This window comes from Snuella lapsa, assembly GCF_039539345.1.
Classification (GTDB): domain Bacteria; phylum Bacteroidota; class Bacteroidia; order Flavobacteriales; family Flavobacteriaceae; genus Snuella; species Snuella lapsa.
Window position 1 is genome coordinate 38,264 of record NZ_BAABCY010000053.1, and the last position, 22,872, is coordinate 61,135.

Genomic DNA, 22,872 nt, shown 5'->3' on the forward strand with positions numbered 1-22,872 from the left:
TTCCGATATATAAGAAATAATCTTTTGCTAAAAATAACCTCTGTCAATGCGGTCGTGATAGGGTTTAGACTTGTTATTTCTGTATTTGTCCAACGTATTTTGGCGTTAACCATAGGAGAAGCTGGAATTGCAAAAGTAGGACAGCTTCGAAATCTTGTAGAAATATTAAAAAGTGTTTCTACATTGGGGACTTTCAATGGGATTATAAAGTATGTTTCTGAATTTAAGGATAGTAGAGAGGAATTAGACAGGGTGTTTAGTACCACTTATGTATTTGGTGTTATAGGATCAGTTATAACATCTACGGTATTAATTTTTGTGTCAAATAGTTTGGCAATCAAATTATTTGGATCCGAAGAGATGAGCGATGTTGTTGTTATTTTGGCAGTACTCATGCCCGTTTTGGTTTTAATACGCTTTTTTAATGGTATAATTAATGGACTTTCCGAATATAAAAAATATGCCAAGATCGATTTAATTACCTATGTAATGTCAACCTTGTTGCTTTTACTTTTTCTTAAGTTTTACAGTCTTAAGGGTGTTTTACTGGCTATTATTTTAACGCCTGTTATACAACTTGGAGTTATAGGGAGCATTTTTGGAGCTGGTTTAAGGAGAATAGTAAAGGTTAATAGTGTTCGTTTTAAAATACCTTACTATAAACAATTACTAGGATTTGCACTTATGTCGTTTGTGTCGACTGTGCTTATTAACTATATTGAGATTGATATCAGGACTTCCATAACTAATCAGATTAGTGAAAAGGAAGCAGGTTATTGGACAGCTATAGGATTTATATCAAAAAATTACATGGTATTTTCTTCAGGAGTTTTTACACTTTATGTAATCCCAAGATTTGCAAAAATATATGATGGTAGTAGATTCAAGAAAGAAGTTGTTTATATCTATAAAACCTTACTCCCCATTTTTGGTTTGGGGATGTTATTGGTGTATATATTCAGAGAAACTGTTATAACGATTGTTTATCCTAATTTCACAGGGATGGAACCATTGTTTAAATGGCAATTGTTGGGAGATTTTATTAGGCTAGCTACTTTAGTGGTCTCACATCAATTTTTAGCAAAGAAAATGACCAAAAGTTTTATTGTAACTGAACTAATTTCGTTAGGTTTATTTTACTTTTTATCCAAAAGCCTAGTGCTTGTCTATGGGGCAGAAGGAGTGGTAATGGCCCATTTTTATAGATATATAGTTTACTTTGGAGTTGTAGTGTTTGCTGTGTGGAGATATTATAAAATTAATATGAATAGTTTTTACAATGGATAGAATATGCTCATTAATAATAGATGATGATGTCTATAACTTTAATGTGGAAGGGGATTTTTTTTGGGGACAGAAGGAATTGTTGTTTAAGGAAGAAGGTAATGTGATCTCCAAAATGCCATGGAAGGATGATGGTTTTAATATTGTTAAAGCATTTTCAGAAGATGAATTTGAAAAGTTGAAAAATTCCATTAGGGAAAATGTTATTAACGCTTTAAAGTTAAATGATGTCGACTTTAATGAAAGAACATTTTTATTGGAGGATTATCATAAAGTAGTGAAAACAGACGACTTACATAATAAAGTAATTAATGTTACCAGAAACTTAGAAAATTCGGATTTTGATTTTGACATAGAATTATTGGCAAACAATTTAGGTGTCGTTTTGGGGTGCAAGTTAACTTCTTGGGTCGAAGAACTTCAAAAGACTCATATACAAATCAGGATTAGCAGACCAAACTCTTTAGATATTAATCCACCTCATAGAGACGGTTATTTAAGTTATTGGCATGATATTATTAATGTTTGGATTCCAATAGTCGGGTGTAATGAGAAATCATCGCTTCCTGTTTTTCCTGGAAGCCATTTAATTCCTGAAAACGAAATTTTAAGAACAGCGAGTAAGGGAGCAAAAATTAATGGAAATACCTATTATGTTCCTTGTATTCTTGAGACTAAAGAAGGTGTCATAAAAATGGTAAGGCCAAACCCCATAAAAGGAGAAGCTTTAGTTTTTACGCCATATTTAATTCATGGTGCTGCTGCAAATTTAAATAAAGACCTTACTAGAGTTTCGCTAGAGCTCCGATTCCCTAAAGTAAAAGGTTAAAGTTGTGATTGCCATTTCTCTAAATATTGTTTGGCAATATCAATGTAATTATGGTGCTTTTCTACAAATTCTCGAGCATTATGCGAAATTTCCTGAATTTTCTTTGGGTTTAAAATCAACCACTCTAGTTTATTGGCAATATCATTAGTATCTGGAAGTGCATTAATAGCAACCGTATCTTCTTTTAAATTATAATAGTCCAACCATTCTTGTTCAGCTCCAGTAAAAACCACTTTGCCCATGGCCATAGCTTCCAGTGCATTGAAGCCTTGGTCGTAGGCGTAGACCTGGTCTAAAAGAATATGAGCTTCATCGAATTTTGTAATGTATTCATGATACGGTAAGTCTTCTACCGTACTAATCCGGATAAGATTTCCATGTTTTTCTTTAACGATATCCAAGGCAGCTTCAAAAATATCGTTCCCCTTTTTGTAATAGTTTTGCCTATTAATGCCGTGAAAAATTACTATTTTATTAGTAGGAGCTATAAGGTTAAAAGTTACTTCATTACAGTTTATGGCATGAGGAATCATTCCCAAATACTTATTGTGCCCCTTTAGAGGAATATGGTAATCTAAATCGTTAGAAATAACACCTTTTATTGTCTTAAAAATGTAATTATGGAGAATAAGGTGCTGGGGAGTCAAATAACTTAATGCAGGAGAGAAGTCTTTTTTAGAGCCTTTTTTTTCAAAATAAGGAGATAGTATAGAATATCTGAATTGCTTGTCAAAAGCAAATTTAACACTTGGATAATCTAAACCAGCTGAAAGCAGAAAACTGTGTTTGTTCCAACTAGATATTTGTTTGAAAATGTGTAATTGATCTTGACGGGAAAAGTCGAAAGGAGCTTCATTAATAAATTGTACAATGTCGTGACCCGACAGTTTATTTTTATTTTTTAGTATTTGGTGTTTTACAGAAATAGCGTGTATGTCAATATTGAAGAATCTTATAAAAAGACGTCTCAGCTTTTTTAAAAGATACCCTTCAAAATAATGTTTTATTTCAATGTCAACATTTACTTTTTTAAATCCGTCCCTGGTACTTACAACATGAGCTTCATGTCCTAAATGGCGTACCCCTTCTTTAATATTCCAATGTGTACGGTTAAATTCTCCAAAGAGTAAAATTTTCATATATATTTACCATGTCATTTTATATTTATGCAAAATAATAATAAAAAAAGGATTTGTATAGTTGCCCGCTCATTAGGAGAAGGAGGGGCTGATCGAGTGGCTTCATTACAATCAATTTTTTTGAGTGATTTAGGTTATGAAGTATATGTGGTTTCCTTTTGTAACTACATTAAGTATCCGTATAAGGGAATTTTATTGAATCTAGGAGAACTAAAGGACAACAATAATAACTTTCTGGGGAAAATAAAAAGATTATTAGTATTCAGGAAGTTTATAAATAACAATAAAATAGATGTTATAATTGATCATCGAGTTAGGAGTAGGCCATTATTGGAGGTATTGATAGCTTTTTTTGTATACAAGCCAGAAGTTATTTATATAGTTCATAATTACAAGATTGATTTATATTTTCCGTCAGTTAAGCAAGTAACCAGATTTGTCAACAAAAAGGCAAAGTGTATTGTAGCAGTTTCTTCGCAGATAGAACAAAAGGTAAAAGATGTCTATCGATTAAAAAATGTAAGGACAATTTATAACCCAATAGATTTTGATTTTATAAATAGCAATAAGAGTGAAAAGCTTAAGGTTAATTATAAGTATATCTTTTGGTACGGTAGACTGGAAGATGAACAAAAAAATATAAAACTTTTAATAGAAGCCTATAAAGAGTCGGATTTAGTATTGTTAGGAATAAAACTCATTATAATGGGTAGTGGTAAGGATGAAAATAAAATAAAGGAATTAATTTTCAATTTAGGCTTACAAGGTAATATAGTGTTATTGCCATTTTCTAAAAATCCTTTTGCATATATCAATAAATCAATTTTTGTTGCGTTGTCTAGTAGGTACGAAGGACTGCCTATGACAATTTTAGAATCACTAGCCTGTGGAATTCCAGTAGTTAGCGTAGATTATAATGAAGGAAACAATAAAATAGTTCAACATGGTTATAATGGACTGTTGGTTAAAAATAATGACGTTAAAGCATTAGCAGATGCGTTTAATACATTTGTTACAGATGAGGAGTTATATAAAAGATGTAAAAAAAATGCGAAATCAAGTGTCCGTTCTTATGATATAGAGCATGTAGCTAAAGAATGGGGAAAATTAATTGCTGAATAGATGAAAAATAAAACCATCCATGATATAGTTAGTATTAGCATTCCTAAGGTACATGACAAAAGAGGTGCTTTGGCTGTTATAGAAGGGGATATAATTCCTTTTAAAATTGAAAGGGTTTACTTCTTGTATGATGTGCCATCCGATGCTTATCGAGGAGGGCATGCACACAAAGAACTATATCAGTTTATTATCCCTCTAAGTGGGAGTTTTGAAGTATGTTTAAAAGATGGCGTTCAGGAAAAAACGATATTGCTTAATAAGCCCAATAAAGGACTTTTAATAGTACCTGGTATATGGAGGGAAATTGATAATTTTTCATCAGGAGCAGTATGTTTGGTTTTAGCCTCTTCTAAATTTAATGAGGAAGATTATATTAGAAATTACGATGATTTTTTATCATTTAAACAATCTTAAATAGATACTATTATTTAAGACCAAAGTTCTCATGTGGTTTAAAAATTTAAGTATTGATACTGGGAGTTTTAAGAGTGTTTTTTGTTTAAAAGATAAATTATTGAAATCAATGTCTTTAATCGTCTTGAAGTAAATGTTGTTATCACCATTTATTTTAGACCTTAAAGCTAAGCCATAACGTTTCAAATCTACAAAGGACTTCATATGTGGATACTTTTTTTCGTTATGTTTTAGTGAATAAAATAATCTAAATTGGTTTAAGTTAAGATTTGATTTTGAAAGGCTATTTGAGATATACCTGCTGTATGTCATCGTAACTGTTGGATTATAGACCATTTTATGATTAATAGCGAATTTTATCCATATATCGAGGTCTTCAGCACCATCATATTGTTTTTTAAACATTCCTAGATTAATTAAAGAAGTTTTCCTTAAACAAGTACAAGAAGTATAGATTAATGAATCGGATTTATTCAATTTAAAAAAATCGTCAATTATGAGAGGAATTTGTTCGTCTTTAAAGTTGTGGTTAGCAGGTTTTATGATTTTTTTATTATAATTAATTTCATAGTTATTGCAATAAAGATCTACGTCTGGAAAAGCTTGAATGCTTTTATAAAAGACTTCTAAATGGTTTGGTTTCCAAAGATCATCGGCATCCAGTAAGGCAATATATTTGGAGTTGGCATAATGAATCCCATGGTTACGTGTCAAAGAGACGCCTTGGTTTTTTTGTTGAATTATACATATCCTATGGTCTTTAAATTGGGAAACAAGTTGGTAGCTATTATCTGTACTCCCATCATCAACAATAATAACTTCAAAATCTTTAAAAGACTGCTCAAGAACACTATTAATAGTTGCTTCTATATAATCTTCTTTATTGTATAAGGGTATGATGACAGAAAAAAAAGGCATTAGGCTAACACATGTTGAATTCAGACATTATTTTTTGAGAGATCGTTTTGGCTGCAATTAATTTTTGGCCGGTTATAGAGCCTTTTATTAAATTGCTTTCAATAAAATTATATAAAAAAGTGTTTATATCATTTTCTAAAGGAGAAAAATCCACGGCCTCTTTTAAAATGGTTTTTAAATTAGAATTGTTAGTGTATTTAATGCATAGTTTTGGATTGTCGTAATAAGAATTTCCTAAAACTACAACTGACTTTTTTAAGGCAATAGCCTCAATGCCAACGGTAGAATTGTTTATAACAACTACTCTTGCCAAGTCTAATGAAGCTTTTAGGTTCGGGATGTTGTCAAAAGGAATATTATTTCTTTGAGCGTATTCATATAGATTTTGTTCATATTTGCCTTTATAGAGAGGGTGTTCCCTAATTAATAAGTGCGAACCTTGAGGTAAGTTTTCATATATGGCTTTCAGTATTTGATAGTGATTTTTAAAATGGGGGCTGTGATATATCATATTAACATCCATGGGTACTTGTAAAATCAATAGATATGTTATGGTCTTTTTATCAGCTACTTTTAAATAACTAGATTTAGATCTTTTAGGGAAAGTAATGAAAGGAAAGGTGTCAGTATGTTTTAAATCGGGTGGATATATAAAGGTTTTGCTTAGAGAGAAATCAAAAATGAAGTCCAATCCCCGATAAAGAGGGGATCTTCTGTATTTTATTGATTTTGGACTATTTAAAAAATCATAAACTTTCTTTTTTTGTTTCTCTGTAACCCTCTCATTTTTTTTAAGTTCAAAATCCCTTGTTGAAGCATTGGCATTAACTCCTTTTGGATCTAAGATAGTAGAGCCGAAGGGTCCTTGCTCGATATAATATGTTTTAATATGGTTGAGTTTGCTTAGGGCGACACAGGATTCAATGCATAGTCTGGAATCACCTATTAATAGAATAATATCTGGTTTGTTTTTTGCAAAATACTTGTCAAAAAGGTCTAAATATGCTAAAGTTTGTATTAATAAACGTTCCTTTGGGATCTCATTGTTTAGCTTAACATGAAAATTGAAAAGTTCTTTATAAGGAACATTTTTGTAGATATCTTTAGAATTAATTATTCTTAAATACTTTTTTTTGTTTTTTATTACACTTAGCCATGCTTTGAAAGGTAACCAATAATTAAGATTAAATCTAAAACAATTATAAAGGAATCCACTTAAATAGATGCTTCCTATTTTAAAATTTAAGTAAAGCCCTTTATTACTGAGTTCTTTTTTTATGGCTAAAAAGAACCGAGAATGCTTGTCGTAGTATCCAATGCATAATATATTCATTAAGTTTAGATAATAATTTTCATTTATCCTGGTGTAACTTTTTTAAAAAGAAGTCATTTAGTTTTTTAATAAGTTAATGAAACGGAACTTTTCTTCTCATATATTCCAAAGACATAATCGCTTTTGTAGCGTTTTAAATATGCATCCTCTAACTTAAATAAATTATCTAGTGTTTTCTCTTTTTCATCAGTTAAATTAATAAAGTGATGAGATAAGTCTTTAAGAACAGGCATTAGTAAATTTCCACCATAGAACACTTCATATTTTGTGTTGTAATATTTGTGAATAGCTGGTATTATAGTTTCAGATTCTACACACTCAGATGGATCGGCAAGAATTACTCTTATTAAGCCCGATCCATAAACTTTGTTTTTGTGGAAATTTACACCATACCGTCTTCTGAATTTTTTTGGGATTAATTTTAAAGCTCTATTTATATATTTTATTTGGTGTTTAGGGAATTGAAGTCTATTTGGTCCGGTATATTCGTTTATAATTAATTTGCCATTTTTTTTAAGAGCGCTTTTTAGCTTGTCTCCTAAGAGTGTCTCTATATCTTTAAAATGGTGTAATGAGGCGTGAAAAAAGACAATGTCAAAATAGTTTTCTTTAAACTTATGATCATAGATGTTTCCAGCCTTAAAAGTAATGTTTTTAAGATTGTTTTGTTTTGCTGTTTGCTTTGCTTGATTTAATAAGGCCTCACTTATATCAATGCATAAGATTTCTTCGAAATTCTTAAAAGAAGCAAATTTGAGTTCGTGTTTACAAACTCCACTACCGATAGAAAGCATTTTTATTTTGGTTGAAGAATCCAAAAAATTTTTAACAACAAACTCCTCATAACTACATTTCGGATTCCCTGTTATTAAGGTGTTCCAACGTTTATGAACCATTGGGATTATTGACCAATTTGCTGATTTTATATTGGTGTCATTAAAAGCACTTTTTGTTCTTTTTAGGTTGTTAAAACTAAATTTTGACAAAATAAAAGATGAACCTCTTAATCTGAGTTTGATATAAGTGTCAATTATGTCGTCTATTGTTACTAATCGTTTCATGTTCTTCAATAGAAATAAGTTTTATGTCTCTTACAGAAGAAGTTGTATCACCCCTTCCTCTGCACCACCTCATAAACTTCATTTTCGTCACACTTTAGCGTTTTGCTAGGGTATTTAAGTAGTAATGCATAATCGTGCGTAGCCATAAGGATGGTGTTGCCATTTTTATTAATATCTTGTAAGACCTCCATTACTTCTACACTGGTTTGCGGGTCTAGGTTGCCTGTAGGTTCGTCTGCAAGGATCAGTTCGGGGTTGTTTAGCAAGGCTCTGGCTATGGCTACACGTTGCTGTTCACCACCCGACAGTTCATGCGGAAATTTAAACCCTTTTGTCTTCATGTCTACTTTTGCAAGAACCTCTTCCACACGCGCGTTCATTTTTGCTTTATCCTTCCAGCCCGTAGCTTTTAATACAAAAAGAAGATTGTCATTTACCGTTCTATCTGTTAATAATTTAAAATCTTGAAAAACAACGCCTAGTTTGCGTCTTAAAAAAGGAATATCCTTTTCCTTAAGGTGTTTTAGGTCGTAATCTACTATTTGGCCTTCACCTTCTGTTAGGGGCAAATCGCCATAAAGTGTTTTCATGAAACTACTTTTCCCTGTGCCCGTTTTTCCAATTAAATACACAAAATCCCCTTTGTGCATTTCAACATTAACATTAGAAAGTACTAGGTTGTCACCTTGATATATGGCAGCATTTTTTAATTGTAAGATAGGATTTGACATAAATGAAAGCCGATTATTTTTTTATTGACGTAAATGTATTATTAATTGATTAAAAGTTAAAGGTTATAGATTAAAAGTTAATAACGAACCAATTTCGATAAAATTGAATACAGCTAATAAAATACGGTCAACTTTTTCAAAATTTAATAACTCAGTTTATAATTATAGCACGATTATTGCGTTAAAGGATAAGATTAAAGTATCTTTGAATCTAATAAAAACGACACTTAATGATTAAAAAAAATATCGTTTTCTTCCTTGTAGCACTTGGTGTTACTTTTCAAATTATCGGACAACAATCGGCAGCTTACACCAATAGTTTGGTCGATTATCAAAAAGCATTGACACTTTATAATAACCAACAGTATCTAGCGGCCCAGGGCATGTTCTCTAATGTAAAAAGAACGACCAAAGAAGCGGTCTTAAAATCAGATTGTGCCTATTATATAGCCAATTGTGCGGTGCGTTTAAACCAACAAAATGCAGATCAGTTGGTAGAAGATTTTGTGGAAGATTATCCTACAAGTACAAAGCGCAATACAGCCTTTGTCGATGTTGCCGATTATTACTTTGCAAATGGGAAATACGCTCATGCCAGAAAGTGGTATAATAAAGTTGATGAAGCCAGTCTAGCTAGAAGTGAAAAAGAAAAATTTAATTTTAACAATGGATATTCTGCCTTTTCGGCGAAGCAGTATAAAGATGCCAAAAAGTATTTAAGTCGTGTTGAAAGTTCTCAGACCTATGGATCCCAGGCAAAGTATTATATTGGTTTTATGGCTTACGAAGGGGACGATTATAGTAAGGCAAACGAGTATTTCGATCAGGTAAGTGATCAGGAACGCTACAAGGAAAGGCTGTCTTATTACCAGGCAGATCTCAATTTTAAGCTAGGTAATTTTGAAAAGGCCATCGAGTTGGCTAAAGATCAGTTAAACAATCGCAGACAAGATGGCGAAGCATCACAATTGTCGAAGATAATAGGAGAGAGTTATTTCAATCTAAAAGAGTATGAGAAAGCGATTCCTTATTTAAAAGCGTATCAAGGTAATAGAGGAAAATGGAATAATACCGATTTTTACCAGCTAGGATATGCTTATTACAAACAAAAAGATTACGAAAAAGCTGTTTCAGAATTCAACAAGATTATTGGGGGTGATAATGCCATTGCCCAAAACGCCTATTACCATCTTGGGGAAAGTTATGTGTACCTTGATAAAAAGCAAGAAGCCTTAAATGCCTTTAGGAATGCTTCGCAAATGACCTATGACTTAAAGATACAAGAGGATGCGTGGCTCAATTATGCAAAGATTAGTTACGAAATAGGAAACCCATACCAGTCAGCCCCTCAGGTTTTAGCAGAATATCTGGATCGCTATCCCAATACGGGGTATAAGGACGAAATAGAAACCTTATTGATAGACTCGTATATTACTTCCAAGAATTATAAAGAAGCACTAAAACTATTGGAAGGCAAAAGAAGTTTTGAAAATAAAGTAGCCTATCAAAAAGTAGCATTTTACAGGGGGATTGAACTTTACAACGAAGGAAAATATTTAGAAGCTGCTTCACTTTTTAACCAATCCTTAAGCGAGCCTAGAGATGATATTTACACAGCTAGGGCAACTTTCTGGAAAGCCGAAGCCGATTACAATTTAACAAATTACGATGATGCATTAGTTGGTTTTAAACAATTTCAACAGCAGGCCAATGTTTCAACGATTACAGAAATAGATAATATAGATTATAATTTGGCCTATACCTATTTTAAACTAAAGAACTATTCGCAAGCTATTGACCATTTTAATCGATTTATAGATACAAATGGAGGAGATGAAGTTAGATTGAATGATGCCTACTTGCGGTTGGGAGACGCCTATTTTGTTTCGAGCGATTATAATGATGCAATCAAAGCTTATAATAATGCAATAAAAATTGGTGAGATTGAAGCCGATTACGCCTTCTTTCAAAAAGCTTTAAGTGCAGGTTATATTGGCGAAACATCGCGAAAGATATCAGAGTTGAAGACTTTTATCGATACCTATCAAAAATCTAAATTAAGAGATGATGCCATGTATGAGCTGGGTAATACCTATGTTAAAATAAATGAGACAGAAAAGGCAATACAATTGTATGATCGTTTGGGATCCGAATACCGTATGAGTTCTTTTGTGCCTAAAGCAAAATTAAGACATGGGCTAGTGTATTACAACACAGGGAAAAATGAACAGGCATTAACTAAATTTAAACAGGTTGCGGGCGACTATCCAGGGTCTCCAGAAGCGGTTCAGGCTGTAGCCACGGCTCGGTTGATTTATATTGATTTGGGGCAAGTAGATAATTATGCCGCCTGGGTACGGACTTTAGACTATGTAGAAGTGAGTGATGCCGATTTGGATAATGCAGCTTACGAAGCGGCCGAAAAACAGTATTTAGACAATAATATCGATAAGGCCATTAAGCAATTTAACAATTACCTAAACCAATTTTCTAATGGAATCCATGCTTTACAATCCCATTTTTATGTAGCACAGCTGTATTATAAAAAGAATCTAACCGAAAATGCAGCTCCCCATTACCAATATGTGGTTGAGGCGTCTCAAAATGAGTTCACAGAAGAGGCCCTGTCGCGTTTGTCTCAGTTTTATTTGGAGAGTAAAGATTGGAACAAGGCTATGCCATTGTTGGTACGCTTAGAAGAAGAAGCTAACCATCCGCAGCATGTGGTTTTCGCGCAATCCAATTTAATGAAGGCAAATTACCAGTTAAAGAATTATAACCAAGCAGTCTCTTATGCAGAAAAAGTACTTGCCAATACAAAGATCGATAATAAGATAAAAAGTGATGCACATGTTATTATCGCACGTTCTGCTATGAAAACTGGCGATGAAGATAAAGCAAAGTTAGCCTATGAAAAGGTTGAAAAAGTAGCAACAGGAGAAACAGCAGCCGAAGCCTTGTACTTTAATGCGTATTTTAAAAATAAGGAAGCGAGTTATGAAGCCTCTAATGAATTGGTTCAAGAATTAGCTAAGGATTTTTCAGGGTATAAATTTTATAGTGCAAAAGGATTGGTGCTCATGGCTAAGAATTTCTATGCTCTGAAAGATGCGTTTCAAGCAACTTATATTTTGGAAAGCGTTATAGAGAACTTTAAGGAGTTTGAGGAAGTTGTTTCAGAAGCCAAAGAGGAATTGACCAAAATTAAGTCCAAAGAGGCTAAAACTAATGCATCCATTCAAGAAGGAAATTAAACACGAGATGTCTTTATTAAAATAAATTCAGCAAGAAGTCATTTAAAAATATAAAACATATGCGAAAGCACATCAAAAATATATTAATAGGCGTTTTTACATTTACAGTAGGAATGGCATTTTCTCAAGATAGAAGTAAAGACACCATTACAACTGGAGTAATAAATGTAGTTAAGCCCTATACCCCGTCCATATCAGATGCTTTTAAAGTAAAAGAAACACCAACTTTAGATGATGATGCAACTGAAACAAAAAAGGAAATAAAATATAATATATTCTCGTTTCCAGTTGCCTCTACTTTTACCCCTGCTAAAGGAAAAGCAGCAGTGATTGAAAAAGTAAAGCCAGCTAAGTTATATGATAATTATGCTACTTTGGGAGTGGGTAGTTACACTAGTATTTTAGGAGAGGTATATTTAAACAATGCTATTAGCCGTACAGAAAGTGTTGGAGGCTATCTAAGTCACCATTCATCGCAAGGCGATGTGGAAGATGCAGTATTTGATAATGATTTTTCAAATTCTAAACTTAATATTAATTATACTTCCAGACTAAGAGATATGTCATGGACAGCCGAAGCAGGCTTTCAGTATCAAACTTATAATTGGTATGGGGTGGCTAAGTCGCAAATAGACGATGCTACATCTGCAAATATCGATGTTGGTCATGCTTTTTATAATGCTTATTTAGGAGGTGACTTGGCTTTCGAGAATACCTATGTTAATTCAGGTAATATGTTATTTAGACGTTTTGGTGACAATCAGGGATCTGGAGAAAATAGGTTTAAGATTAAAGCTATTGTAGATGTACCTATCAACAGGGAAGAAGTATTAACAGAGATAACGTTTGATTATTTAGGCGGGAGTTTTGAAAGAGCTTATGGTGTTGATGAAGAATTGAAATACGGAAATTTTCAGATAGGAATAGCGCCAAGTTTTCAATTAAAACAAGATGATCTTACAGTAAATTTGGGAGTGTCTGCTTATTATTTGAACGATATGGAGGCAAAAGAAAGTAAGTTTTATATTTATCCAAAAGTAACGGCTTCGTACCGATTGGTTAATGATATCCTTATTGCTTACGGAGGTATAGAAGGCGGTTTGGTTCAGAACTCCTATTATAGCTTTGCAAACGAGAATCCGTTTGTGTCACCGACTCTGTTTATTATGCCAACCGATCAATTGTATAATGCCTATATAGGTTTGAAGGGAAAAGTTTCCAGTAATATGAGTTATAATATTAGTGGGCGTTATTTGGCAGACAGGAATAAAGCATTGTTCAGAAATAATGAAATAACCAACACCTCACAAGATTATTCCTATGGTAATTCTTTTGGAATTGTATATGATGATGTTGATACCTTTAGTCTTGCAGGCGAATTGAGCTTTGATATGAATAGGAATTTCACATTGGCCATAAAAGCAGCTTATTACACATATAATGCAGACACAGAAACCGAAGCATGGAACTTACCAGATATAGAAGGATCCTTATTTTTGGATTACCAAATTAATGCACATTGGTTTACCGGTGCAAATATATTTTATGTAGGAAAGCGTAAAGATCAGTTTTATTTAAACGATGGGACTATTACTTCACCGTTTACGGTTAATCTCGATAGCTATTTTGATGCCAATGCCCATGTAGGGTATCACATTAACGAGCAGTTTTCAGTATTTGCTAAAGCTAATAACATAGCCAATAACAGTTATCAACGTTGGCAGAATTTTCCAGTACAAAGCATTCAGTTTTTAGCAGGGGCTACTTATAAGTTTGATTTTTGATATAAATCGATGAGAAAAAGCCTTTTCTTATTTTTTCTAGCAGTTATAAATTTTTGTCTTGCGCAAAATGTTACTAAGTGCTCTGTATTTTCAGAGAAAGCAATTCAGTTAACCAAACAACAGGTTGTTTATGATTCTAGCTATTTTTCAATTGATTATCCAAATGGTGATGTTCCTGAAAACAAAGGCGTTTGTACCGATGTGGTTATTCGAGCATATAGAAAAATAGGCTTAGATCTGCAAAAGGAAGTGCATGAAGATATGAAAGCTAACTTTAGTTTATATCCTAAAATATGGGGGTTGAAAACTACAGATAAAAACATTGATCATAGGAGAGTGCCTAACTTAATGGTGTTCTTTAAACGTAAAGGTCTAGAGAAGAGCATAACCAAAGATCCAACAGATTACCTTCCTGGTGATATCGTTTGTTGGAATTTGGGTGGAGCAATAACACATATTGGGATCGTAGTTAATATAAAATCCAAAGACGGAAAACGAAATTTGATAGTTCATAATATTGGTAAAGGACAAGTTTTAGAAGATTGCTTATTTGACTTTAAAATAATTGGACATTATGGGTGTTTACAGTGAAAAGATAATGTCATTCCTGCAGAGATAGGAATCCGTTCAATTAAAATGTATTACACTTGGTGGATTTCTAACTACACAAGAAAAACAATTAGCTTAATCTAGCCAAATAATCAAAATGATCGCCCTCTACAACTAATTCGCATTGTAGGCCAACAGTTTCACTAGCAAACTTTAGAGTGTTGAAATCAAGATAAAGCCATTTCAAGGGGATTTCGGTTTCATCTTTATAGCTTAAAAAGTAGTCCAGTTCCCCATAGTAATTGGTATTAGTATCTATCCAAAAGCCGCCATCTTCATCTTCATACATATATTTTATATCAGAAGAATCAATCAGGATCTGACCGTTTGGTTTCAATAAGCTTTTTAAATGAATTAAATATTTGGAAAGCTGTGATAACTCTTGGAAAATACCAGTACCGTTCATCAGTAATAAAATGGTGTCAAAGGTGTCCGTTTCATCTAAGAGGTGTTTCAATTCTGTATTTTTAATGCCCCTTAACGCACAAACATCAATGGCACCTTGTGAAATGTCAATAGCCTTTACCTTAAGACCTTGCTTTTGTAAATACAAACTATGACTGCCAGCACCGCAACCTACGTCTAAAATAGTTCCTTTTGCTAAGTTTAAGGCTTTTTTTTCCAGTTTGGGCATGTCTTTATAATCCCTAAACAGGTAGGGAAGTGGTAAAATATCATCATCAGAAATACTGGTGGAAGTAATAATGTCTTCAGTATAATGGCCCTTTTGGTAATCCAATAAAGCAGTTCCAAATAGATCTTTCATAGTTGTTTATGTCAATTTTAGACTATTAAAAGTCATTACGGTAGTGTGTTAGGTGCTTTAATTATTTAGTAATTCTTACTTCATAGGCAGCAAAATCATTATTTTTGCGCCATGCAAGATGTTGTAAATAACCTTCCGAAACAGGCCAAAGATAAACATAACGAGAACAAAAAATTCTTTGCAAGATTAAAAAAGAAACCGCCAAAGAATTTGGATTATGTTATGCAGGAATTGCACGAAGAGGAATTTAGGGAAACCAATTGTTTAGAGTGTGCCAATTGCTGTAAAACAACAGGGCCGTTGTTTACCGATAAGGACATTGATAGGATTGCTAAGTTTTTTAAACTGAAACCGCAGCAATTTATCGATCGGTATTTAAGGATCGATGAGGATAATGATTACGTATTGCAAAGTGTACCCTGTACGTTTTTGGGAGCCGACAATTATTGTTCAATTTACGAAGTTCGCCCAAAAGCCTGCCGGGAGTTTCCGCATACCGACAGAAAGAAGTTTCAACAAATATCGCATCTAACCCTGAAGAATGTAGCAATATGTCCCGCCGCTTTCAATATAGTTGAAACCATGAAGAAACGTTTAAAAGTATAATACACTACTGATTAAAGTTACTTTTCCTAAGTGATAGCGTTTTCGATTTTTTAGTATCTTTAAAATCAAATTTTTAACGCTTTGGAAACCATATTAACCTATTTCGAAACCATTCCTTCGTTTCACAGAAGTATAATTTTAGTTGGAGGGCTTACTTTTTTTTGGATGTTGGAAGGGGCTGTACCCTTATATAGATTCAATTATAAAAAATGGCGACATGCCATTCCGAATATCTTCTTTACGCTCACTACTGTAGTGATTAATTTTGTATTGGCCTTTTTATTGTTACAATCGGCCGACTCGGTAATGGCAAACGATTTTGGAATTCTTAACTGGCTTCCAGAAATGCCTATGGGGCTGTATCTTATCCTTGGCGTATTCCTAATGGATTTTTTTGGAGCCTATTTGCCACATTATGTAGAGCATAAAGTAAAGTTTTTATGGATGGTACATTTAGTACATCATACAGATCATGAAGTCGATACAACTACAGCTAACAGGCACCATCCGTTAGAGAGTGTTATTCGATTTGTGTTTACCTTGATGGGCGTTTTTATAATTGGGGCACCAATGGGTATTGTAATGTTATATCAATCTATGTCTATAGTGGCTACCCAGTTTACCCATGCTAATATAAATTTACCAAAAGGTGTAAATCATATTTTAAGTTATGTACTGGTGTCTCCCGATATGCATAAAGTACATCACCATTATATGTTGCCTTATACGGATTCTAACTACGGAAATATTTTTTCTGTTTGGGACAGGCTTTTGGGGACTTATATGGAATTAGATCGAGAGAAAATAGTATTTGGCGTAGATGTTTTTCCCGATCCGGTGGAGAATGGAAATATTAAAGATTTATTAAAGCAGCCATTTCAGAAATATAAAAAGCCAACCATTATTCCCGAAAAAGATTAGTCGTAGATTAAATATTTAGATCGGGTTGCTTTAAACGATTCCAGCCCTTTTTGCCAACTTGTTTTGATAACATCTTCACTTAAACCTTGTTCAATTTGTTGTTGTAATTTTTTAGTGCCAGCTAATTTGGTGAAAAAGGCATTAAAAAAGGTTGATTTGTTTGTTGTGTGGTTGTAACTTTCAATTAGCCAAGAAAGGTTTAAAGTACTTAACGTAGGAGTTTTTGTCAAGTTTTTGCCATAACACTGCTTGTTTTGGTGCTTGGGATATTTTGCACCTTCATTGGGTGTCGGTGTGAATCGATACTCATAAATATTGGAGTTAAGGAAAGGGCTTCCAAAAATTTGAAATTGTAAATTCGTTCCTCTACCCGCACTAACATTGGTGCCCTCAAAAAAACACAAGCTGGGGTACAGGTTAATAGCTTTTGGGTTAGGTAAATTTGGAGATGGTTTTATAGGTAAATCATAAGGCGTCTTATGTGTGTAGTGCATAACAGGTATTATTTTTATGTTGCATTGTATGCCGTTTGCTAACCATTTTTCGCCATTGATCATTTGAGCATATTCTCCAATGGTCATACCATGGACTATTGGTACGGGGTGCATGCCAACGAAACTTTTGTTGGATGTTTCTAAAACGGGGCCATCAATATAGTGGCCATTTGGATTTGGCCGATCTAATATCATAACAGGGATTTGCTGTTCGGCACAAGCTTCCATTACATAGTGTAAGGTGGAGATGTATGTGTAAAACCGCGCACCTACATCCTGTATGTCAAAAATAATAATGTCAAGATCTTTAAGTTGCTCCTCTTTTGGCTTTTTATTGCTGCCATAAAGGGAAACAATAGGCAATCCTGTTTTAGTGTCGATGCCGTCTTTTACTACTTCCCCTGCATCTGCTTTTCCACGAAATCCATGTTCAGGAGCAAACACTTTAGTAATATTTATATCTAATAGTAAAAGGGAATCTACCAAATGGGTAAATGTATTTTCCGTTTTAAAAATAACACTTGTTTGATTGGCAACAATACCAACACGTTTATTTTGTAATAGAGGTAAATAGATTTCTGTTTGATTGGCACCAACATATGGTTTGGTTTTTTGAGGTTCGTTTATTTGGTCTTCTTGTTTTTGATGGTCCGCTTGGGATTTTGAAATGTTTGCACAAGAAATTAGTATTAAAACAAATAATAAAACTGTATTTTTGAAAATCTTAAACCCCATGGTATAATTTGAATTACGAATTTTTTATAGCTAAACGTATTATTGGTAGTAAAGCATATAAAAGTAGTATATCGGCACCAATAATAAAAATAGGCATTGCAGCAATCGCAATTGGGTTGGTAGTAATGATGGTTGCCATAGCTACCGGAATTGGTTTGCAGCAAAAAATACGTGATAAGGTTGTTGCTTTCAATGGGCACTTAACTATAACCAATTACGATAGCAATAATTCCCAGGAGAGTATCTTTCCAGTCTCAAAAAACCAGAGTTTTTACCCAGAATTTAAGTCGGTTCAAGGCATTACGCATATACAGGCAGTAGCGACAAAGTTTGGAGTTATTCGTACCGAAACCGATTTTGAAGCTCCTGTTTTTAAAGGAGTAGGAGACGATTATGACTGGAGTTACTTTAACGATTTTCTTATTGAAGGCAGGTTGCCGCTGTTCAAAGAGAAGTGGAGCGAAGAAGTTCTAATTTCAGAATATCTTGCCAAGAGATTAAGATTTAAGGTAGGGGACGAATTTCAAATGGTGTTTGCTAAAGATGATCCCGAAAAATTGCCTAGTTATCTTAAATGCCGTGTCGTGGGTATATATAATTCTGGGTTTCAGGACCTGGATAAACAATATTTGATCGGGAATATTCGTCATTTACAACGTTTAAACAAATGGAAAAGTGATGAGATCGGGAGTTTTGAAGTGTTTATTGAAAATTATGACGATCTAGAGGAGAAAGGCCCCGAGGTTTATAAACAAATACCGTCGTTATTGGATGCTTTTACAGTAGTCGATAAATATGCCTCAATTTTTGAATGGATCAATATTTTTGATAAAAACATATATGGTATTATTGGTATCATGATTCTTGTGGCAGGTATTAATATGATAACCGCCTTATTGGTTTTAATCCTTGAGCGTACGCAAATGATAGGTATTTTAAAAGCATTAGGAAGTAATAACTGGAGTGTTCGAAAGGTGTTTTTATATAATGCTTCTTATCTAATTCTTTTGGGGTTGTTTTGGGGGAACCTTATAGGGTTAGGACTGTTGTTTACACAAAAGTATTTTAAGCTATTTCCTTTAGATCCAAATGTTTACTATGTGTCCGAAGCACCTGTGTACATAAGTTTTGGGTATATCATGACTTTAAACATAGGAACCTTGATACTTTGTTTATTAATGCTTTTGGTGCCATCGTACATCGTTACTAAAATTTCGCCTGTTAAGGCTATAAGGTTTGAATAGCCTATAAATTGGAATTAATCTGGTAAAGATTTGTTTAAATGTTTTGTCTGGAGCTACAATTGGTAGTAGTGAATAGTTCAAAAAAAAATATTTGTGGTAGGCAATGTTTTATATTAGCATATTCTAATGAAATTTCGACATTCCATAGTAATTCGTTTAGCACTGTTTTTTACAGGACTTATTATCTTTTCTATTTTATTATCGGGGTATTTGGTTTTTGAAAAATCTTCAAAGGTTATTACCGAATATGCTAGAAATCGTATTGTACACGAATCCGAACTAGCCGAGCAAGCTTTTTATGCCTTATTGGGTGAGGTTTCTAATGATATTGCAGTAATAGCTTCAAGTCCAACATTAGGTAATTATGTACAGAAACCATCGGTGAGAACCATTCAGGATATCAATACCTTATTTAAAAGTGTATTAAGTAATAAAGCGTCTTACTTTCAAATACGGTTTATCGGGCTAGAAAATAATGGAAGGGAGATCATCAGGTTCGATAAGAAAGAAGGTCGTGTTTTTAAATCAGACGAACTTCAGGAAAAAGGAGATCGGGATTATTTCAAGGAAGCAATAGCTATAGAAAAGGGAGCGCTCTACTTTTCCAAAATCAATCTTAATGAAGAATATGGACTTGTTAGTAAGCCGTATATTCCAACGTTAAGAGCTGCAAGTCCAATTTTTAATGCCAATAACGAGGTTGTTGGAATTGTAGTAATTAATGTTGATCTAACCAGATTATATGTAACACTGGATAAAATATCCAAAGAAGAATCTCAACTGTACTTAATTAACAAAGAAGGAGATTATTTATATGCATTAGATAAAGACAAACTGTTTGCTTCGCAAACAGGTAATAATGATAATTTTTATTCAGATTTTAAGATAGATTCCAATGCAGTTTTTGATTCAAAGCAGGTTGTAAATGGTTTACAAGTAAACTTAGATAATAATCTGCTTAGTTATGTAAAACAATTAAATTACTTTAAAGGAAAACGAAACTTTTATCTGGTAGCTGCTGTAAAACAAGATATTTTGCTGAAAAGTGCACATGCTGTTAGAGCAAATAGCTTGCAGGCTTTACTGTTGGTATGTTTGATCTGTATTTTGTTGTCATGGTTTTTTGTGAGTGTTATTTCCCAAAAGATCAATCAAATTACAAAGGCCATTAGCAACTACGATGAAGGCTTGGTTAGCGATATCCCATTGCCAGTTAGTAGGAACGATGAAATAGGTGTTTTGGCCAGAACGTTTAAAAAGATGAAAATTAAAATCGATCAAAATGTTAATAAACTTAATATAGCGCTAGAAAAAGAAAGGCAGGCCAAGCAGCAACGCGATGAGTTCTTGCAAAATATGAGCCATGAATTACGTACACCCCTTAATGCTATTTTAGGACTTACCCAATTACTTAAAAAGAACAGCCAATCAAATGCTCAGTTGCCTATTATTGAGGCGTTGGATAGAAGTGCCAATAACTTGGCAGGATTGGTTTACGATGTTTTGGATCATAAAAAAATAGTAGAGGGCACATTGCACATAGAATATCAGCCAACCAATATTGCCAAATTGCTTAAAGATATTTACTCAAGTTATCAATACGAAGCCATTAGAAAAGGATTGGATTTTACAGTCGAAATGGATAAAGATATTGAAGAAGAATTATTTCAAACAGATCCCTTAAGGCTATCGCAAATGGTTACGAATCTGGTTGTAAATGCACTAAAGTTTACGTCTAAAGGAGCAGTTAAGCTATTGGCAAAGATAAATTGTAATGAGGCTAAACAATTAGAAATAAAGGTGGTAGATACAGGGATTGGTATTCACCCTGAAAATATTGATAAAATAAATAACCGTTACTTTCAGGAAAGTAAAGAACTGTCGGGACGATATGGGGGATACGGTCTTGGTTTGTCGATTGTAAAACAACTCTCCTCCTTATTTGGAGGGTATCTAAGTGTCGATTCTGAAAAGGGAATAGGGTCGACATTTTGCATAACGATTCCTGTTGTGTCAGCTAATAAAGCTAAAATAAATGAAGAAAAATCCATTCAAGTTCAGGACAGCCTAGAATTTAAAAAGTTTTACAAGATACTTCATATCGAAGATGATGTGTCCACAATAGAACTTGTAAGGCACATATTGAAAAATAAGTCTGTTGAATTAGAACAGGTAAGTAGTGTAGATGGAGCATTAAATTATTTAGCCGAAAATAAGCCAGATCTAATCTTTAGTGATTTATTACTAAATGATATCCATTTAAAGGACGAATTAGAGCAATGGATACAATCGAAAAGGATAACCTGTCCGCTTGTCTTGGTGTCGGCTTCAGAGCCAGAAATGATGGAGTCGATATCGCCAATTTATTTTCAAAAGCCATTCAAGGCAAATGAATTAAAAGATTATGCGTTTAAAGTTTTAGGAGCTCATGAATTTTCGCAACCTGATTTTTTAAATATTTATAGTAATTACGATCACGAAAAAGGAAAAATAGCAAAAGTAATTGGTTTGCTTATTGAGGAATTTCAAACTTATAAAGACCGTATCGAAAAGGCCGTAACAAGTAAAGATCAAAAAGAATGGGAGGCCATATTGCATAAGCTTATTGCTCACATTAATAATTTAAAATTAAGCTCTCTTTCAAAGCTGTTGCCAGAACAAGTAGAAACGCTTGCGTTAAATCAATTAGAGGAAATACAAAATACTTTTGTTTATTACTTATGTTGTTTTAGAGAAGAAAGACGTGTTAATTTAAAAGACTGATTTTTTGATATAGTGTTTTTTCGTAACTCTGGCTAAGCGGTACATGGTCTTTTCCTATTTCTATAACATTATTGCCTATGGCGCTTATTTTATTCAAGTTAACAATATAAGAACGATGCACCCGTTGAAAAAAATCAGGTAACTTAGTTTCAAGATCTTTTAAGGTCATGAGCGTTAATATCTTTCTCTTTGTCATGACCACAGAAATATAATTAGCTTCCGATTTAAAATAGCAAACGTCTTCTAAATTTATCTTTACCAACTTATTGCCATCTTTAATAAAAAGTCTGGCTTCTTTATTTTGGTGTTTTGATTGGAAAACTTGTGCTTTTTGAAATGCTTTAAAGAATCTGGGAAAGTTAATAGGTTTTACTAAAAAGTCTGCTATCTGATCGTAATTATAGGAATCTGGAGCAAAATTCTTATTAGAAGTAATCATAATTACAGCCGTATTGGAAGGCGTTATTCTTAAAATATCTTCACCGGTTATATCGGGTAAGTTATAGTCCAACAGAATAACATCAAAGTGAGAGCTGTTAATAAGATTTATTGATTCAAATCCAGAAGTAGTAGTTACAACACTGGTTATGTCATCAATTTTACTGCAAAAGTGTTCCAGTAAATCACACATTAACGGGTCATCGTCAACAATAAGACATTTCATCTGTTACTATTTTATTGCTCTTAATAGCTTAGTTATGATTTGAAAATCATTATATAGGTTGGCATTAACTTAATCCCACTAGTTTATTTCGTTGGTTTATCAAATAAAAAGCGTATTTCATCAAGCAATATAATCAATCCGTACAATAATATAGAGATATGTTAAGTAAAATAGTAATATTGGGTCAACAAAAACCAACCC

General features: G+C 33.3%; 19 protein-coding genes. 11 read left to right on the forward strand and 8 right to left on the reverse strand.

Annotation, left to right across the window (positions count from 1 at the left end):
* Positions 1 to 24: 24 nt before the first annotated feature.
* Together ABD792_RS09880 and ABD792_RS09885 are read left to right on the forward strand one after the other, a co-directional pair.
* Positions 25 to 1,287 (forward strand): O-antigen translocase, encoded by a 1,263-nt coding sequence (locus ABD792_RS09880; protein ID WP_345005794.1) that lies wholly within the window; start codon positions 25 to 27, stop codon positions 1,285 to 1,287.
* Positions 1,280 to 2,113 carry a phytanoyl-CoA dioxygenase family protein gene (locus ABD792_RS09885; protein WP_345005795.1) on the forward strand — a complete coding sequence of 278 codons (834 nt, stop codon included), beginning with the start codon at positions 1,280 to 1,282 and terminating at the stop codon, positions 2,111 to 2,113. Before ABD792_RS09880 ends, ABD792_RS09885 begins: the two co-directional genes overlap by 8 nt.
* On the opposite strand, the gene ABD792_RS09890 is transcribed toward ABD792_RS09885, so the two are convergent.
* Positions 2,110 to 3,252, reverse strand: a complete 1,143-nt coding sequence (locus ABD792_RS09890) for a glycosyltransferase (RefSeq protein WP_345005796.1) — start codon at positions 3,250 to 3,252, stop codon at positions 2,110 to 2,112. The two genes, ABD792_RS09885 and ABD792_RS09890, sit on opposite strands and share 4 nt — an antisense overlap.
* A gap of 27 nt (positions 3,253 to 3,279) precedes the next feature.
* On the opposite strand from ABD792_RS09890, the gene ABD792_RS09895 reads away from it, so the two are divergent.
* Both ABD792_RS09895 and ABD792_RS09900 read left to right on the forward strand, forming a co-directional pair.
* On the forward strand, positions 3,280 to 4,374 hold the full coding sequence (locus tag ABD792_RS09895) for a glycosyltransferase (RefSeq protein WP_345005799.1): 1,095 nt from the start codon (positions 3,280 to 3,282) through the stop codon (positions 4,372 to 4,374).
* Positions 4,375 to 4,788, forward strand: a complete 414-nt coding sequence (locus ABD792_RS09900; protein ID WP_345005801.1) for a sugar 3,4-ketoisomerase — start codon at positions 4,375 to 4,377, stop codon at positions 4,786 to 4,788.
* Here the strand turns inward: ABD792_RS09900 and ABD792_RS09905 are convergent.
* From ABD792_RS09905 to ABD792_RS09920, 4 genes are all read right to left on the reverse strand, one after another.
* A complete protein-coding gene (locus tag ABD792_RS09905) occupies positions 4,771 to 5,706 on the reverse strand; it encodes a glycosyltransferase family 2 protein (RefSeq protein ID WP_345005802.1) in 936 nt (311 codons plus the stop codon). The genes ABD792_RS09900 and ABD792_RS09905 overlap by 18 nt on opposite strands.
* Before the next feature lie 4 nt (positions 5,707 to 5,710).
* Positions 5,711 to 7,039, reverse strand: a complete 1,329-nt coding sequence (locus ABD792_RS09910) for a capsular polysaccharide export protein, LipB/KpsS family (protein WP_345005803.1) — start codon at positions 7,037 to 7,039, stop codon at positions 5,711 to 5,713.
* 65 nt (positions 7,040 to 7,104) lie between these two features.
* A complete protein-coding gene (locus ABD792_RS09915; RefSeq protein WP_345005805.1) occupies positions 7,105 to 8,100 on the reverse strand; it encodes a class I SAM-dependent methyltransferase in 996 nt (331 codons plus the stop codon).
* 47 nt (positions 8,101 to 8,147) lie between these two features.
* Positions 8,148 to 8,831 carry a cell division ATP-binding protein FtsE gene (locus ABD792_RS09920; RefSeq protein ID WP_345005806.1) on the reverse strand — a complete coding sequence of 228 codons (684 nt, stop codon included), beginning with the start codon at positions 8,829 to 8,831 and terminating at the stop codon, positions 8,148 to 8,150.
* A 230-nt stretch (positions 8,832 to 9,061) separates the two neighbouring features.
* Between ABD792_RS09920 and ABD792_RS09925 the strand changes: the two genes are divergently transcribed.
* From ABD792_RS09925 to ABD792_RS09935, 3 genes are read left to right on the forward strand one after another with little or no spacing between them, the layout of a single operon-like run.
* Positions 9,062 to 12,085 carry a tetratricopeptide repeat protein gene (locus ABD792_RS09925; protein ID WP_345005807.1) on the forward strand — a complete coding sequence of 1,008 codons (3,024 nt, stop codon included), beginning with the start codon at positions 9,062 to 9,064 and terminating at the stop codon, positions 12,083 to 12,085.
* A 59-nt stretch (positions 12,086 to 12,144) separates the two neighbouring features.
* Positions 12,145 to 13,869: a TonB-dependent receptor gene (locus ABD792_RS09930; protein WP_345005808.1), complete on the forward strand. Its 1,725-nt coding sequence runs from the start codon at positions 12,145 to 12,147 to the stop codon at positions 13,867 to 13,869.
* 9 nt (positions 13,870 to 13,878) lie between these two features.
* Positions 13,879 to 14,460 carry a DUF1287 domain-containing protein gene (locus ABD792_RS09935; RefSeq protein WP_345005811.1) on the forward strand — a complete coding sequence of 194 codons (582 nt, stop codon included), beginning with the start codon at positions 13,879 to 13,881 and terminating at the stop codon, positions 14,458 to 14,460.
* An 88-nt stretch (positions 14,461 to 14,548) separates the two neighbouring features.
* Here the strand turns inward: ABD792_RS09935 and ABD792_RS09940 are convergent, their stop codons facing one another.
* Positions 14,549 to 15,244, reverse strand: coding sequence for a class I SAM-dependent methyltransferase (locus ABD792_RS09940; RefSeq protein ID WP_345005812.1), 696 nt, complete (start codon positions 15,242 to 15,244; stop codon positions 14,549 to 14,551).
* A 111-nt stretch (positions 15,245 to 15,355) separates the two neighbouring features.
* Here ABD792_RS09940 and ABD792_RS09945 point away from each other — a divergent pair, with 111 nt between their 5' ends.
* Together ABD792_RS09945 and ABD792_RS09950 are read left to right on the forward strand one after the other, a co-directional pair.
* Positions 15,356 to 15,850 (forward strand): YkgJ family cysteine cluster protein, encoded by a 495-nt coding sequence (locus ABD792_RS09945; RefSeq protein WP_345005813.1) that lies wholly within the window; start codon positions 15,356 to 15,358, stop codon positions 15,848 to 15,850.
* An 81-nt stretch (positions 15,851 to 15,931) separates the two neighbouring features.
* Positions 15,932 to 16,771, forward strand: coding sequence for a sterol desaturase family protein (locus ABD792_RS09950; RefSeq protein ID WP_345005814.1), 840 nt, complete (start codon positions 15,932 to 15,934; stop codon positions 16,769 to 16,771).
* Here the strand turns inward: ABD792_RS09950 and ABD792_RS09955 are convergent.
* Entirely contained in the window at positions 16,768 to 18,000 is a 1,233-nt protein-coding gene (locus ABD792_RS09955; protein WP_345005815.1) for an exo-beta-N-acetylmuramidase NamZ family protein, read from the reverse strand. The genes ABD792_RS09950 and ABD792_RS09955 overlap by 4 nt on opposite strands.
* Positions 18,001 to 18,008: 8 nt before the next feature.
* Here ABD792_RS09955 and ABD792_RS09960 point away from each other — a divergent pair, with 8 nt between their 5' ends.
* Positions 18,009 to 19,244 (forward strand): ABC transporter permease, encoded by a 1,236-nt coding sequence (locus ABD792_RS09960; protein ID WP_345005817.1) that lies wholly within the window; start codon positions 18,009 to 18,011, stop codon positions 19,242 to 19,244.
* Between the two features lie 126 nt (positions 19,245 to 19,370).
* Complete coding sequence (locus ABD792_RS09965) at positions 19,371 to 22,007, forward strand: hybrid sensor histidine kinase/response regulator (protein WP_345005818.1); 2,637 nt, start codon at positions 19,371 to 19,373, stop codon at positions 22,005 to 22,007.
* Here ABD792_RS09965 and ABD792_RS09970 read toward each other — a convergent pair.
* On the reverse strand, positions 21,991 to 22,671 hold the full coding sequence (locus ABD792_RS09970) for a LytR/AlgR family response regulator transcription factor (RefSeq protein WP_345005819.1): 681 nt from the start codon (positions 22,669 to 22,671) through the stop codon (positions 21,991 to 21,993). The two genes, ABD792_RS09965 and ABD792_RS09970, sit on opposite strands and share 17 nt — an antisense overlap.
* Between the last annotated feature and the right edge of the window lie 201 nt (positions 22,672 to 22,872).

What these genes read in the sequence shown, in the direction of transcription:
- ABD792_RS09905 (WP_345005802.1), bottom strand. Translation starts at nt 5,706, where the DNA reads ATGCCTTTTTTTTCTGTCATCATACCCTTATACAATAAAGAAGATTAT.
- ABD792_RS09910 (WP_345005803.1), bottom strand. Translation starts at nt 7,039, where the DNA reads ATGAATATATTATGCATTGGATACTACGACAAGCATTCTCGGTTCTTT.
- ABD792_RS09925 (WP_345005807.1), top strand. Translation starts at nt 9,062, where the DNA reads ATGATTAAAAAAAATATCGTTTTCTTCCTTGTAGCACTTGGTGTTACT.
- ABD792_RS09935 (WP_345005811.1), top strand. Translation starts at nt 13,879, where the DNA reads ATGAGAAAAAGCCTTTTCTTATTTTTTCTAGCAGTTATAAATTTTTGT.
- ABD792_RS09920 (WP_345005806.1), bottom strand. Translation starts at nt 8,831, where the DNA reads ATGTCAAATCCTATCTTACAATTAAAAAATGCTGCCATATATCAAGGT.
- ABD792_RS09890 (WP_345005796.1), bottom strand. Translation starts at nt 3,252, where the DNA reads ATGAAAATTTTACTCTTTGGAGAATTTAACCGTACACATTGGAATATT.
- ABD792_RS09940 (WP_345005812.1), bottom strand. Translation starts at nt 15,244, where the DNA reads ATGAAAGATCTATTTGGAACTGCTTTATTGGATTACCAAAAGGGCCAT.
- ABD792_RS09915 (WP_345005805.1), bottom strand. Translation starts at nt 8,100, where the DNA reads ATGAAACGATTAGTAACAATAGACGACATAATTGACACTTATATCAAA.
- ABD792_RS09945 (WP_345005813.1), top strand. Translation starts at nt 15,356, where the DNA reads ATGCAAGATGTTGTAAATAACCTTCCGAAACAGGCCAAAGATAAACAT.
- ABD792_RS09965 (WP_345005818.1), top strand. Translation starts at nt 19,371, where the DNA reads ATGAAATTTCGACATTCCATAGTAATTCGTTTAGCACTGTTTTTTACA.
- ABD792_RS09930 (WP_345005808.1), top strand. Translation starts at nt 12,145, where the DNA reads ATGCGAAAGCACATCAAAAATATATTAATAGGCGTTTTTACATTTACA.
- ABD792_RS09885 (WP_345005795.1), top strand. Translation starts at nt 1,280, where the DNA reads ATGGATAGAATATGCTCATTAATAATAGATGATGATGTCTATAACTTT.
- ABD792_RS09970 (WP_345005819.1), bottom strand. Translation starts at nt 22,671, where the DNA reads ATGAAATGTCTTATTGTTGACGATGACCCGTTAATGTGTGATTTACTG.
- ABD792_RS09955 (WP_345005815.1), bottom strand. Translation starts at nt 18,000, where the DNA reads ATGGGGTTTAAGATTTTCAAAAATACAGTTTTATTATTTGTTTTAATA.
- ABD792_RS09900 (WP_345005801.1), top strand. Translation starts at nt 4,375, where the DNA reads ATGAAAAATAAAACCATCCATGATATAGTTAGTATTAGCATTCCTAAG.
- ABD792_RS09895 (WP_345005799.1), top strand. Translation starts at nt 3,280, where the DNA reads ATGCAAAATAATAATAAAAAAAGGATTTGTATAGTTGCCCGCTCATTA.